11 protein-coding genes are annotated in these 13,914 nt (G+C 70.6%); 6 read left to right on the top strand and 5 right to left on the bottom strand.

Annotation, left to right across the window (positions count from 1 at the left end; translation table 11 throughout):
* The first annotated feature begins 38 nt into the window (after window positions 1–38).
* Window positions 39–893, top strand: coding sequence for a shikimate dehydrogenase (gene aroE / locus BMY22_RS10910; RefSeq protein ID WP_244158851.1), 855 nt, complete (start codon window positions 39–41; stop codon window positions 891–893).
* 76 nt (window positions 894–969) lie between these two features.
* On the opposite strand, the gene BMY22_RS10905 is transcribed toward aroE, so the two are convergent.
* The 3 genes from BMY22_RS10905 to BMY22_RS10895 form a co-directional block, all read right to left on the bottom strand.
* A complete protein-coding gene (locus tag BMY22_RS10905; RefSeq protein ID WP_090621897.1) occupies window positions 970–1,365 on the bottom strand; it encodes a bacteriocin in 396 nt (131 codons plus the stop codon).
* A 206-nt stretch (window positions 1,366–1,571) separates the two neighbouring features.
* A complete protein-coding gene (locus BMY22_RS10900; protein WP_090621895.1) occupies window positions 1,572–2,960 on the bottom strand; it encodes a sigma-54-dependent transcriptional regulator in 1,389 nt (462 codons plus the stop codon).
* The gene (locus BMY22_RS10895; RefSeq protein ID WP_090621894.1) at window positions 2,957–4,768 is read right to left on the bottom strand and encodes a sensor histidine kinase; all 1,812 of its coding nucleotides are present in this window, start codon (window positions 4,766–4,768) and stop codon (window positions 2,957–2,959) included. The genes BMY22_RS10900 and BMY22_RS10895 overlap by 4 nt, the downstream gene beginning before the upstream one ends.
* A gap of 198 nt (window positions 4,769–4,966) precedes the next feature.
* On the opposite strand from BMY22_RS10895, the gene BMY22_RS10890 reads away from it, so the two are divergent.
* Window positions 4,967–5,857 carry a LysR family transcriptional regulator gene (locus BMY22_RS10890; RefSeq protein ID WP_090621892.1) on the top strand — a complete coding sequence of 297 codons (891 nt, stop codon included), beginning with the start codon at window positions 4,967–4,969 and terminating at the stop codon, window positions 5,855–5,857.
* A gap of 50 nt (window positions 5,858–5,907) precedes the next feature.
* Here BMY22_RS10890 and BMY22_RS24340 read toward each other — a convergent pair whose 3' ends face one another.
* Window positions 5,908–6,270, bottom strand: a complete 363-nt coding sequence (locus tag BMY22_RS24340; protein WP_208599263.1) for a hypothetical protein — start codon at window positions 6,268–6,270, stop codon at window positions 5,908–5,910.
* A 256-nt stretch (window positions 6,271–6,526) separates the two neighbouring features.
* On the opposite strand from BMY22_RS24340, the gene BMY22_RS10880 reads away from it, so the two are divergent.
* A complete protein-coding gene (locus BMY22_RS10880; protein WP_090621890.1) occupies window positions 6,527–7,525 on the top strand; it encodes an LLM class flavin-dependent oxidoreductase in 999 nt (332 codons plus the stop codon).
* A gap of 92 nt (window positions 7,526–7,617) precedes the next feature.
* A complete protein-coding gene (locus BMY22_RS10875) occupies window positions 7,618–8,544 on the top strand; it encodes a ketopantoate reductase family protein (protein ID WP_090621889.1) in 927 nt (308 codons plus the stop codon).
* Between the two features lie 36 nt (window positions 8,545–8,580).
* Here BMY22_RS10875 and BMY22_RS10870 read toward each other — a convergent pair whose 3' ends face one another.
* Window positions 8,581–9,570 (bottom strand): ABC transporter substrate-binding protein, encoded by a 990-nt coding sequence (locus BMY22_RS10870; protein ID WP_090621887.1) that lies wholly within the window; start codon window positions 9,568–9,570, stop codon window positions 8,581–8,583.
* Window positions 9,571–9,912: 342 nt separating this feature from the next.
* Here BMY22_RS10870 and fdhD point away from each other — a divergent pair, with 342 nt between their 5' ends.
* Window positions 9,913–10,740: a formate dehydrogenase accessory sulfurtransferase FdhD gene (gene fdhD, locus BMY22_RS10865; protein WP_090621923.1), complete on the top strand. Its 828-nt coding sequence runs from the start codon at window positions 9,913–9,915 to the stop codon at window positions 10,738–10,740.
* Between the two features lie 104 nt (window positions 10,741–10,844).
* Window positions 10,845–13,901, top strand: coding sequence for a formate dehydrogenase-N subunit alpha (gene fdnG / locus BMY22_RS10860; RefSeq protein WP_090621886.1), 3,057 nt, complete (start codon window positions 10,845–10,847; stop codon window positions 13,899–13,901).
* Window positions 13,902–13,914 lie beyond the last annotated feature (13 nt).

Here is a 13,914-nt window from a genome sequence, read left to right as displayed (position 1 = left end):
CACAATCCATGAATCACCGACTGTTGTGGGGACGCATCATGATGGAGCCAAACTTCCTGAGCACGCTGACCGGATCGTTCGCGATGCCGGCCGCCGAGAACCCGACCGTGGCGATGGTCGAGGCCGCCTATCGCCACCATGGGCTCGACTGGCGCTATATCAACTGCGAGGTGGCGCCGCCGTTTCTCGGCGATGCCGTGCGGGGCGCGAAAGCCATGGGCTGGGCCGGCTTCAACTGCTCGATTCCCCACAAGGTCGCGGTCATCGAACACCTCGACGGGCTCGGCCAGTCGGCCGAGATCATCGGCGCGGTCAACACCATCGTCCGGCGCGGCGAGGCGTTCATCGGCGAGAACACCGACGGCAAGGGGTTTGTCCAGGCGCTGCGCGAGGTCGTCGATCCGCGCGGCAAGTCGGTCATGATCTTCGGTGCGGGCGGCGCGGCGCGGGCGGTGAGCGTGGAACTCGCGCTGGCCGGCGCGGGCAGCATCACCGTGGTCAACCGCAGCCGCGACAGCGGCCGGACGCTGGTCGACCTGCTGAACGCGAAGACCCCGACCTGCGCCGAGCTGCGCCTGTGGAACGGCACCGTGGCGGTACCGCGCGATACCGACATCGTGATCAACGCCACCTCCATCGGCCTCTATCCGAACGTCGACCAGCGCCTCGACCTGGACGTGGAGTCGCTGCATCCCGACATGGTGATCGCCGACGGCATCCACAATCCGCCGCGAACCCATCTGATCCGCAGCGCCGAGACGCGCGGCTGCCGGGTGCTCGACGGGCTGGGCATGCTGGTCAATCAGGGGGTCATCGGCATCAAGTACTGGACGGGCATCGATGTCGACGCCGCGGTGATGCGCCGGACCCTGGAGGGAATCTTCTACGTCTAGCGGCAGCCGGCCGGCGCGTAGGGGCCGCCGCCGGAAGGCCCGCGGTGCGCGGGCCCCCGTGGTGCGTCTGCGGCGATCAGTCGTCGTGGTGCTTGTGCTTGTGCTTCTTGCCGTTGCCCATGTCGTTGGCGATGGCACCGCCGGCCGCGCCGCCCAGGCCGGCGCCGATGGCCGCGCCGGCGCTGCCGCCGAGCGTGTTGCCGAGCAGCGAGCCGCCCGCGGCGCCGAGGCCGCCGCCGATGGCCGCCTTGGTCTTTTTACCGTCCTTGGCGGCGACGGCACCGCCGGCCGCGCCGCCGAGGCCGGCACCGACCGCCGCCGCACCGGCGCTGCCGCCCATGCTCTGGCCGAGGACGTTGCCCAGGGCACCGCCGACACCGCCGCCGACGGCGCTCTGGGTGGTGCCGTCGGCGGCCATGGCGCCGTGGGCGCAGAAGAGACCGAGGGTCAGGATGGAAAGCGTCTTACGCATGTTGCTCACCTCAAAGCAGGAAAAAGGCCCTGCATTGTGGGGGGACGGCTCGGTGTTGGGCAAATGTTAAACATGCCGTTCGGCTGTCGACCGGCAGGGTGTTCGGGCGCGCCGGCGGCGTCCCGTGTTTCCGGGGCGCGCCGGCCGACGGCGCCGCCCCGTTCTGGCCGGGTCTTGCGGCACGGAGCATGGCGGAAAGCCGCCGTTCAGGCGGCATCGTCCGGCGGATTTGCGCCGTCGGCGAAACTCAGCCCGTGCTTGCGCAGCTTGTCGTGGAGGGTCTTGCGCGGCACGCCGAGGGCCTCGGCGAGGCTGCGCAGGGAACCGTGGGGGCGGCCCAGTTCGGCGGCGATCAGCGCGCGCTCGAAGGCTTCCACCTGCTCGGTGAGCCGGCCGCCGGCGAGCGGCTGTTCCACCGTCGCCGCGGCTTCGCCCGGCGACGGCCCGAGGCCCAGTTCCAGGCCGAGGGCGAAGCGCTCGGCGGCGTTTTGCAGCTCGCGCACGTTGCCCGGCCAGGGGTGCAGCATCAGCTGGGCGCGCTGCTCCGGCTGCAGGCCGCGCGGCGCCAGGCCGTGGCGGGCGGCGGCGGCGTCGGCGTAGTGCTGGAACAGCAGCAGGACGTCCTCGCCGCGCTCGCGCAGCGGCGGGATGCGCAACGGCGCGACGTTCAGCCGGTAGTAGAGGTCGGCGCGGAAGCGGCCCTGGTCGGCGGCCTGGCGCAGGTCCTCCTTGGTCGCCGCGACGACCCGGATGTCCAGCGGGATCAGCTGGTTCGAGCCGACCCGCTCGACCGCCCGCTCCTGCAACAGGCGCAGCAGCTTGACCTGCACGTCGAGGCTCATGCTCTCGATCTCGTCGAGGAACAGGGTGCCGCCGTTGGCGAACTCGAACTTGCCGATGCGGCGCTTCTGCGCGCCGGTGAAGGCACCGGCCTCGTGGCCGAACAGCTCGCTCTCGACCACCGACTCGGCGAGGGCGCCGGCGTTGATCGCCACGAAGGGGCCGTCGCGGCGGCTCGACAGGTCGTGCAGGGCGCGCGCCACCACCTCCTTGCCGCTGCCGGTCTCGCCGAGGATCAGCACGTCGGCGCTGGTCGCCGCCAGGGCGCCGATCTGCTCGCGCAGGCGGGCGATGGCCGGCGACTGGCCGAGCAGGCGGGTGGCCAGTGCTTGGCGGTCGGCCAGCGCCAGGCGCAGGCTGCGGTTGTCCAGCACCAGGCGGCGCAGGTCGAGGGCGCGGCGCACGCTGTCGAGCAGGTCCTCGCTGGCGAAGGGCTTTTCCAGGAAGTCGTAGGCGCCGGCGCGCATCGCCTGCACCGCCAGCGGCACGTCGCCGTGGCCGGTGATCAGCAGCACCGGCAGCTCGGCATCCAGCGCCTTGAGCTGCTTGAGCAGTTCGAGGCCGTCGATGCCGGGCATGCGGATATCGCTGACCACCACCCCCGGCCAGTCGCGGTCGAGGCGCTCGGCCAGGCCGCGGGCGTCGGCCAGGGCGCAGACCTTGAGGCCGGCGAGGTCGAGGGTCTGGCTGAGCGCCTGGCGCAGGTGCGGATCGTCGTCGACCAGCAGCACCTGGGGGGCGGCATCGACGGTCATGGGTAGTCCTCCACGGTCTGGGCGCTGACGGCGCTGGTGGCCGGCAGCAGGTTGAGGGTGACCAGCGCGCCGCCGCCCGGCTGGTTGGCGAGCAGCAGCTCGCCGCCCAGGGCGTTGACCAGGCTGTCGCAGATGGCGAGGCCCAGGCCCAGGCCGCGGGCGGTGGTCTTGGTGGTGTAGAAGGGTTCGCGGGCGCGCTCCAGGGCCTCGGCGGAAAAGCCCGGGCCGTTGTCGCGCAGGGTCAGGGCGATCCGCCGGTCGTCCAGGGTCTGTGCGCTCAGCCACAGGCGGCGCGGCGGCGCCCGGTCGGCCAGCGAGTCGAGGGCGTTGGCCAGCAGGTTGCCGAGTACCTGGCGCAGGCGCGTCTCGCCGGCCTGCACCCAGAGAGTGGCGTCCGGCAGGTCGCGGATCAGTTCTACCTCCAGGCTGCGCCGGCGGTTGGCGAGCAGGGCCAGGGCGTCCTCCAGCGCCGGTTGCAGGGCGACGCTTTCCGGGGCCTGGCGGTCGCGGCGGGCGAAGGCCTTGAGGTGGGCGATGATCGAGGCCATGCGCTTGGTCAGCTGGCTGATCAGCTGCAGGTTGTCGCGGGCCTCGGGGTAGCGCTGGTGGTCGAGCAGCACGCCGGCGTTGTCGGCGTAGCTGCGAATCGCCGCCAGCGGCTGGCTGAGTTCGTGGCTGATGCTCGCCGACATGGTGCCGAGGGCCGAGAGCTTGCCGGCCTGGACCAGGTCGTCCTGGGCGTGGACCAGCTCCTGCTGGGCCTGCTCGCGCTCCAGCACCTCCTGTTTGAGGCGCTGGTTGAGGTCTTCGAGGTCCTGGGTGCGCTCCTGCACGCGGCGCTCCAGCTCCTGGCGGGTGCGGCTGTCCAGGGCGATGCGTTCCAGGTAGTGGCGACGGCGCTGCAGCAGCAGGCCGAGCAGCAGCATCAGCACCAGCAGCACCGCGCCGCCGCTGATCAGCACGGCGCGCACCGGGCGCTCGAGCAGGCTGCGCGGGGCGAGGATCTGCACCGTCCAGCCGGTTTCCTCGATGCGGTGCTGCTGGATCAGCCAGTCCTTGGGATTCAGTTGCAGGGGCTGCGGGTTGCGGGTGGGGTAGGGCAGTTTGGCGGCGATCTCGGCGAGTTCGTTGGCGTCCAGCGGCCGGGTGGCGCGAAAGCGCCAGTCGGACTGGGAGGTGAGGATCACCACGCCGTGCCGGTCGGTGGTCAGGAGGCGCTCCGGGGTGTTGCCCCAGAGCTGCTCGGTGTGGTCCAGGTCGACCTTGATGACCAGCACGCCGAGGTTCTCTCCGCCGTCGCGGACCGCCGCGGCGAAGTAGTAGCCGCGTTTGCCGGAGGTGGTGCCGAGGCCGAAGAACTGCCCCTGGCGGCCGGCCATGGCCTCGCTGAAGTAGGGCCGGAAGGCGAAGTTGCGACCGATGAAGCTGTCCGGCTGGTCCCAGTTGGAGGCGGCCAGGGCGAGGCCGCTGGCATCCATCAGGTACAGGGAGTCGGCGCCGGTGCGCTCGCGGATCTTCTGCAGCAGCCGGTTGGCCTCGGCCACCGCCTCGGCCTGCTGGGGCTGGCGCAGGACGTTGTGCAGCGCCGGCAGGTCGCCGAGGATCTGCGGCAGCACCTCGTAGCGGCGCAGGGTGCCGAGCAGGTTGGCGACGTAGAGGTCGAGGGTCTGGCGGTTCTGCTGCAAGAGTTCGCTCAGGTAATAGCGCTCGGCGAGCTGGTGCAGCGGCCAGAGCAGCGGCGCCAGCGCGAGGGCGAGCAGCGCCAGGTTGCGCCAGCGCGGGCGGCGGAGGAAGGACGGCAGTTGCATGGCGATGCGCTCGACGGATGGGGAGGGGCCTGTCATCCATTATTTCCCAAGGCGGCGGGAATGGATAATCGGCCCGCGGCTGGCGGCTTTCGGGCAGGAATCCCTGCAGGAATCGTGCAAGCCCCCGGCCCTCCGTGCTTTTCTCCCGGGACGATTGCCGGCAAGCTGGCGCTTAGTTTCTCTGGCACAGGCCGCCGCGTGGACATCAAGCAGCTCAAATTCCTCGTCGCCCTCGAACGGACCCGGCACTTCGGCCAGGCCGCCGTGCGCTGCCACGTGACCCAGCCGACCCTGTCGATGCGCATCCGCGACCTCGAGGAGGAGCTGGGACTGGAGCTGATCCGCCGCAGCCACCGCTTCGAGGGGTTCACCGAAGCCGGCCTGCGCGTGCTGGCCTGGGCGCGCACCCTGCTGGCGGCGGAGGAGGGGCTGCACGCCGAGGCCGCCGCCTGCCGCGGCCAGCTGGTCGGCACCCTGCGCCTGGGCGTGGTGCCGTTGGCCGGCTTCGACCCGATGAACCTGGTCGGGCTGTTCGCCGAGCTGCACCCGAGCCTGCGCTTCATGGTTTCGGTACTGAGCAGCGAGCAGATCTTCGAACAGCTCGGGCGCAACCAGCTCGACCTGGGGATTTCCTACCTCGAACGCCTCGACCGCGTGCTGTTCGACGCCTATCCGCTGACCGAGGTCCACATGGGCCTGCTGCACGACCCGCGGCGCTTCGGCTTCGCCGCGCCGGTGCTGGGCTGGGCGGCGCTGGCCGAGCTGCCGCTGGGGCTCTTGTCGACCGGCATGCACTTTCGCCAGTCGATCGACCACGGCTTTCGCCGCCACGGCCTGACTCCCAACCTGCGCCTGGAGACCGACGCCGTCTACCTGCTGGTGCGCGCGGTCGGCGCCGGCCTGTGTTGCGGCATCGTCCCGCTGGAGGGCGGTTTCGAGGGGGAGTCCGAGCACCTGCGGCTGATCCCCATCGAGGACGCCCGCACCCTCGCCCCGCTGGGCCTGATCATCCGCCGTGCCGCCCCGCGCTCGCCGCTGGCGGAGGCCTGCTTCCGCGAGGCGAAGGCGTTCTTCCGCCCGCCGCGCTGAGGGGCGCGCCGCCGCCTACTATAAAGCCAGCGAGGGGGCCGGCCGCCGGGTCAGCGCGGCTCTTCCTCCTCCCAGTGGAAGCGGTGAAGCACCCGGTGCACCACCGGCGCCAGCATGATGCTCATCACCGCGATGAAGACCAGTCCGGCATACAGCGCATACAGTCCCGCGAAGAGCTTCCCCGGCTCGCTCAGGTCGGCGGTCTTGACCGGCCCCATGCCGCCGAGCAGCATCGCCGAGTTCACGAACGCATCGGTCCACGACATCTGCTCGTAGTGCCGGTAACCGAGCATGCCGAGCAGCAGCGAGATCGCGATCACCACCAGCGCCACGCACATGTGCGCAACCATGCGCAGAACGAACCGGCCGACGGGGATGGGGGGCGTGTGGTGGGGCTCGTAAATGGGGCTCATGGGGCGCGTGCCTATCGGTGGAGGGACTGAGGGACGCCATGCCGGCGGCCGCGACGGCGATGCCTGCGGGCGCCGGCCTCCACTCAGCGTAGAAAAATACCGCGCCGGGTCGCGCTGGCCAAAAGGGCCTGAGCGGGATCTTAGAACTCACGGATCTTTATAACCATATGAATAATGGGTTTTGGATATTAAAGAGCCGGCTCGGTAGGCTCCCTTCCGGAACCCCGACCGACCATCCAGCCTCCGGAGCCGCAGCATGTTCAGCGCCAGCCGCGTCGAATTCATCGGCGTCCTCCCCGCGTGGGAGACCCGCGAACCCCTGCCGCCCGGCGCCGTGCCGCTGGACAAGGCCTATCTCGGCGCCTGCGCCCGCGCCCTGGAGCATGGCGGCTTCGACCGGGCGCTGATCGGCTGGCACGGCGCGGCCCCGGACGGCCTGCAGGTGGCCGCCCACGTCGCCCAGCAGACCCGCCGGCTCGGCCTGCTGGTGGCGCACCGGCCGGGACTGCTCGCACCGACCGAGGCGGCGCGCCAGTTCGCCACCCTCGATCACTTCTGCGACGGCCGCCTGGCGCTGCGCCTGGTCGACGACGGCGAGCCGCAGCGCGACGGCGATTTTCTCGAGCGCGGCGAGTGGCATGCGCGCAGCGACGAGTATCTGGAGGTCCTCGCGCGTGCCTGGAGCAGTGCCAGGCCCTTCGATTTCGACGGCCGCCACTACCGGGTGAAGGGCCACCTCGCCCCGCTGCGGCCCCTGCAGGGACGTCTGCCGATCCATTGCGGCGGCGCCTCGCCGGCCGCGGCGCGGCTGGCCGCCCGGCATGCCGACTGCTACCTGATGGCCGGCGAGCCGCTCGCCAGCGTCGCCGTGCGGATCGGTACGGTGCGTGCCGCGGCCGCGCGTGCGGGGCGCGCTGGCGCGGTGCGCTTCGGCCTCTCGCTGCGGGTGATCCTCGGCGCCAGCGAGGCCGAGGCCTGGACGCGTGCCGAGCGGCTCCTGGCCTTCGCCTCGCGCGGCCAGGTGTTCGACGACTGCCTGTGGAGCGGCCTGGACGGCGACTCCGCGACCCTGGTGGGAACCCCGGAGCAGGTTGGCGAAGCCTTCGCCGCCTACCACCGGCTGGGCGTCGAGAGCTTTCTGGTGCGCGGTTTCGATCCCCTCGGCGACGCCCTGGAGTTCGGCCGCACGCTGTTGCCGCGGTTGCGCGAGCAGATTCCCCTGCGCATTCCGGTCGAAGCCTTCGCCCCCTTCTGAGCCTGGCGGCGGCTCTCTCCCCAGGGGGTTCGCGGCCGGCAGACGAACCTTCCCGGCCTTCGCCGGCCGGTTCATTCCCAAGGAGAACATCTATGTCGACTGGACAACCCATCGCCGTCATCGGCGGCGGCAGTCTTGGCCTCTACCTCGCCGGCCGCCTGAGCCTGGCGGGGTGGGCGGTGACGGTGGCGCAGCGCAGCGGCGCACGCGCCCAGGAGGCCGGGGTCGCGGCCGAGGGCGACGAGGCCTGGCAGGCACCCGCGGTGCGCTATGTGCCGCTCGACGAACTGCGCGGACCTTTCGCCCAGGTCATCGTCGCGGTGAAGTCGCACGATCTGGGCGAGCTGCTGCCCCGCCTGGCGGCGCTCGGCGACGGTGCCACCGAATACCTCTTCCTGCAGAACGGCATCCCCTGGTGGTGGTCGCACCGCGACGGCGAGATCGCCGGCGCGCCGCCGCTGGCGCGCAGCGTGGCGGTGGTCGTCCAGCATGCGGTGGAGCGCACCGCGCCCGGCCGCATCCGGGTACGCCGCACCGGCAGCGACCGCTACATCTGCGCGCGGGTGAACGGAGCCCCGGATGCGCCGCTGGAGGCCCTGGTGGCGGCCTGGCAGGCGGCCGGGATTCCGGCGGAAAGCTCGGCGCAGATCCGCCGCGAGGTGTGGACCAAGCTGATGAACAACGCCACCCTCAACCCGCTGAGCGCGATCACCGGGGCGACGGTCGGCGAATTGGCCAGCACCCCGCGCACCCGCGAGGTGCTGCTCGCCGGCATGGCGGAAATCGTCCGCCTCGCCGAGCGCGACGGCCACCCCCTGAGCATGACCCCCGAGGCCCGCGTGCGGCGCGCCGAGCTGGTCGGGGGCACGCGCACCTCGATGCTCCAGGACCGCCTCGCCGGGCGCCGCCTGGAGACCGAGGCCCTGCTCGCCGCGCCGATCGCCATCGCCGAGCGCTACGGCGAGCCGGTGCCGGTGCTGCGCACCCTGCTCGGCTGCCTGTCGATCCCCCAGGCCTGACCCCGCCACCGGCGCACGGCGGGGCCGGGCGCCGGCTCAACCCGCTAGCGCGGCCGCAAAGCTTCCATCCCACAGCGGCCGCACGTCCACCGGCCGCTCGATCACCCCGGCCTTGAGGAAGGTGTCGGCCACGTCCTGCTGGCTGCGGATCGCCGCGTCGTCCACCGGTACCAGGCGGCGCACCTGGCTTTCGTTGCGCAGCAGAGCGAGCACCGCCTCGAGCGGCACGCCGATTTCCGCGGCGAGCGCCGCGGCGTAGCGTTCGGGGTTGGCCTGGCGCCAGGCGAAGGCCTTCTGCAGGCGCACGAAGAAGTCGGCGATCGCCGCGTGGCGCGGCGCATCGGCGATGGCCTCGGGGGAGGCGAAGAACAGATAGTTGCCCGACAGGTAGCCGTTGGCGCGCTTCAGCACCCGGGCGCCGGCGTTGCTCTGCGCCAGCGGCACCGAGTAGCCGTAGATCGCCCAGGCGTCGAGCTGGCCGGTACGAAAGGCGGCGGCGCCGTCGGGCACCGTGAGGTTGATCGCCTCGATGTCGGCGAAGCTCAGGCCGACCTCGGCGAGCATCTTGGTCAGGTAGTACTGGGTGGTGGTGGCGCGCACGTAGCCGACGCGCTTGCCCTTGAGGTCGGCGATCGACCGGATCGGCGAGTCCTTGGGCACCAGCACCGTCTGCTCGTTGACGTCGCCCTTGATCACTCCGACCACGCGGATGCGCGCGCCCTTGATGAAGCCGAACAGCGGCGGGATCTCGCTGCCGTAGGCGAGGTCGAGCGAGCCGCCGTTCATCGCCTCGACCATCAGGTTGCCCGAGGCGAATTCCGCCCAGTCGATGGGGTAGGGCGTGTCGGCGAGGCCGGCGGCCTCCAGCAGCAGCTTGTCGCCGCCCTTGTACTGGGCGACGCGCAGCCGGCCCGGTGCGGCCGCCTCGGCGCGCAGGCCGTGGCCGAGGAGGGGCGCCAGGGCCAGGGCACCGGCGCAGCCGGCGAGAAAGCGGCGGCGCGACAGGCCGCCCGAGTGTTGCGACATCGGTGTTCCCTCTCAGTGAGTGTCCATGCTGGGGAGGGATGCTAGCGCTCCGCTTTTAATTCATTAAGTGAATAATAATTCTATGTTTATATGAGTTTTATGCATTTAACGGCGCGAGCAGGGCTAGACCAAAGGCTAAGGCGCGTGCGGCGGCTCGGAGGCGGCGGTCGCTAGCGCCGGGGGAGGGAACAGCGGAGCGGCGCGGCCTGCGCGGCAGGATGCCGCATGTGGCGGTCGGGTTGATAGATGCTGTCGATCAATGAATCGGCAATAGCGATTGGTCGGGCCCGCGGGGCCGAGAATAAACTTGACTTGTGTCAATTCATCGCCGAGCGCGCCGCCATGCCGCATCACGCCAGTCCCCCTGCCCAGGAGCCTCCCCCGGCCGTCACGGGTGTCTACCACTATGCCGAGATCGGCCTTCCGGCACAGGTTTCCGAGGTGCCTCTGGCGGCGGAGTGCGCGCTGGCGATCAGCTACAACGGCCTCAACCATGCGGTGATGATGGTCACGCCGGAGGGGCTGGAGGACTTCGTCCGGGGTTTCACGCTGACCGCCGGCATCATCGATAGTGCCGATGAAGTCTACGACCTGCGGCTCGTCGAAGGCGCCGAGGCCTGGCGGGCCGAAGTGGAGATCGCCAGCCGCGCCTTCTGGCAGCTCAAGCGGCAGCGCCGCCAGCTGGCCGGCAGCAGCGGCTGCGGCATTTGCGGGGTGGAGGCGCTGGAACAGGCGCTGCCGCAGCTGGCGGCGCTCGAGCCGGTGCCGCTGCCGCCGGCCGAACACCTTGAGGATCTGCGCGAGCGCATCGCCGCCGAGCAGCGCCTGGCCCGCCAGAGCGGCGCCCTGCATGCCGCGCTGTTCGTCGACGGGGACGGCGGGATCCGCCTGTGCCGCGAGGACATCGGCCGCCACAACGCCCTCGACAAGCTGATCGGCGCCCTCGCGCACGAACGCCTGGAGCCCGGCCGCGGCTTCGCCGTGGTCACCAGCCGCTGCAGCGTCGAGTTGCTGCACAAGGCGGTGCGCGCCGGCATCGGCACCCTGGTCGGGCTGTCGGCGCCCACCGCGCTGACCGTGGACTGGGCGCGCCGCCACCGCCTCAACCTGATCCACCTGCCGCACCACAGCGCGGCGCGGGTCTACAGCCCGGTACCGCGCGCCCCGTAAGGCCCGTCCCGCCGCCGGCGGACCCGGCAGTCCCCCATCGAAAGCCCGAGCGTTTCCCGCCGCGAAGCGCGGGCCGCACTCGTCCCTCTTTTCAGGAGATCGTCATGGAACTCGGCAGAAGACAGTTCTTCAAGCTCTGTACCGTCGGGGTGGCCGGCGCCACCGCCGCCACCCTCGGCTTCGCCCCCGCTGTGGCCCTCGCCAGCCAGACGCGCCAGTACAAGCTGCTGCGCGCCAAGGAGACCCGCAACAACTGCACCTACTGCTCGGTGGGCTGCGGGGTGCTGATGTACAGCCTCGGCGACGGCGCGAAGAACGCCAAGCCGCGGATCTTCCACATCGAGGGCGACCCGGACCATCCGGTCAGCCGCGGCTCGCTGTGCCCGAAGGGCGCCGGTCTGGTCGACTTCATCCACAGCGAGCAGCGCCTGCAGTACCCCGAATACCGCGCGCCGGGTTCGGATAAGTGGCAGCGGATCAGCTGGGAGGAGGCCATCGCGCGCATCGCCCGGCGGATGAAGGACGACCGCGACGCCAACTTCGTCGAGAAGAACGCCGCCGGGCTCACCGTGAACCGCTGGCTGACCACCGGCATGCTCTGCTCCTCGGCGGCCAGCAACGAGACCGGCGCCCTCGACTGGCGCTTCACCCGCGCCCTCGGCATCCTCGGCATGGACTGCCAGGCGCGGCTCTGCCACGGCCCGACCGTGGCCGCCCTGGCGCCCAGCTTCGGGCGCGGCGCGATGACCAACAACTGGGTGGACATCAAGAACGCCAACGTCGTGCTGGTGATGGGCGGCAACCCCGCCGAGGCCCACCCGGTGGGCTTCAAGTGGGCCATCGAGGCGAAGATCCGCAACGGCGCCAAGCTGATCGTGGTCGACCCACGCTTCAACCGCAGCGCCGCGGTCGCCGACCTCTACGCGCCGATCCGCGCCGGCTCCGACGTGACCTTCCTGATGGGGGTGGTCAACTACCTGATCGCCCACGACAGGATCCAGCACGAGTACGTGCGCGCCTATACCAACGCGAGCCTGCTGGTGCGCGACGACTTCGCCTTCGACGAGGGCCTGTTCAGCGGCTACGACGAGGCGAAGAAGCAGTACGACCGCAGCTCCTGGGCCTACCAGCTCGACGAGAACGGCCACGCCAAGCGCGACCTCACGCTCAGCCATCCGCGCTGCGTGTGGAACCTGCTGAAGCAGCACGTCAGCCGCTACACCCCGGAGATGGTCACGCGCCTGTGCGGCACGCCGAAGGAGGACTTCCTGGAGATCTGCCGGCTGCTCGGCGACACCAGCGCGCCGGACAAGACCGCGACCTTCCTCTACGCCCTCGGCTGGACCCACCACACCAGCGGCGTGCAGATCATCCGCGGCGCGGCGATGATCCAGCTGTTGCTCGGCAACATCGGCATGCCCGGCGGCGGCATCAACGCCCTGCGCGGCCACTCGAACATCCAGGGCTACACCGACCTCGGCCTGCTCTCGGTGCGCATGCCGGGCTACCTGAACCTGCCCTCGGAACGCCAGCCCGACCTGGCCACCTACCTCGCGCAGAGCACGCCCAAGGCGCTGCTGCCCGGCCAGGTGAACTACTGGCAGAACACCGAGAAGTTCTTCGTCAGCCTGATGAAGAGCGTCTGGGGCGACAAGGCGACCAGGGACAACGACTGGGGCTTCGACTGGCTGCCCAAGTGGGACGTCGAGTACGACGTGCTGCGCTATATGGAGCTGATGTACGAGGGCAAGGTCAACGGCTACATCGCCCAGGGCTTCAACCCGATCGCCGCCTTCCCGGACAAGAACAAGGCGGTCGCCGCCCTGTCCAGGCTCAAGTACCTGGTGGTGATCGACCCGCTGGTCACCGAAAGCTCGAACTTCTGGCAGAACCACGGCGAAGCCAACGACGTGAACCCGGCCGAGATCCAGACCGAGGTGTTCCGCCTGCCGTCGTCCTGCTTCGCCGAGGAGAACGGCTCGATCACCAACTCCGGGCGCTGGCTGCAGTGGCACTGGGCGGGTGCGGCGCCGCCGGCCGAGGCCTGGCACGACGGCAAGATCCTCGGCCACCTGTTCCTCAGGCTGCGCGAGCTGTACGCGCAGGAGGGCGGCGCCAACCCCGCGCCGCTGCTCAACATGGCCTGGAACTACAGCGATCCGGAGGACCCTGCGCCCGAGGAGGTCGCCCGGGAGGCCAACGGCTACGCCCTGGCCGACCTCTACGACCCGCAGGGCAACCTGCTGGCGAAAAAGGGTGAGCTGTTGCGCGACTTCTCCCTGCTGCGCGCCGACGGCAGCACCGCCAGCTTCTGCTGGGTCTTCGCCGGCTCCTGGACCGAGGCCGGCAACCAGATGGCGCGGCGCGACAACGCCAGCGACGGCCAGGGCCTCGGCAGCACGCCGGGCTGGGCCTGGTGCTGGCCGCAGAACCGCCGCATCCTCTACAACCGCGCCTCGGTCGACCCGCAGGGCAAGCCCTGGGACCCGAAACGCAAGCTGATCGAGTGGAACGGCCAGCGCTGGAGCGGCATCGACGTCGCCGACTTCGCCGCCACCGTCGCGCCGGGCAGCGAGGCCAACCCGTTCATCATGCTGCCCGAGGGCCTCGGCCGGCTGTTCGCGGCCGGCGCGCTGGGCGACGGGCCCTTCCCCGAACACTACGAGCCGATCGAGTCGCCGCTGGCGGAAAACCCGCTGCACCCGAAGGTCACCTTCAACCCGACCACCCGGCTGTTCGACAACGACCGCCAGCGCATGGGCACCGCGGCGGACTTCCCCTACGTCGCCACCACCTACTCGATCACCGAGATGTTCCGCCACTGGACCAAGGCCTCGCGGCTCAACGCCATCGTCCAGCCCGAGCAGTTCGTCGAGATCGGCGAGCAGCTGGCGGCGCAGAAGGGCATTCGCGCCGGCGACACCGTCAAGGTCACCTCGATGCGCGGCTTCATCAAGGCCAAGGCGGTGGTGACCAAGCGCATCGCCACCCTGGAGATCGACGGCCAGCCGGTCGACACCGTCGGCATCCCCTGTCACTGGGGCTTTACGGGCACCACCCGCAAGGGCTTTCTGGCCAACACCCTGACGCCCGCGGTTGGCGACGCCAACTCGCAGACGCCGGAGTACAAGGCCTTCCTCGTGAACATTGAAAAGGTCTGATGGAGGGCTTTCC

It is taken from the genome of Azotobacter beijerinckii, from assembly GCF_900110885.1.
GTDB classification, from domain to species: Bacteria; Pseudomonadota; Gammaproteobacteria; order Pseudomonadales; family Pseudomonadaceae; genus Azotobacter; species Azotobacter beijerinckii.
The sequence above is the reverse complement of the archived record's forward strand: the minus strand, read 5'-3'. Positions and strand labels throughout refer to the sequence as shown.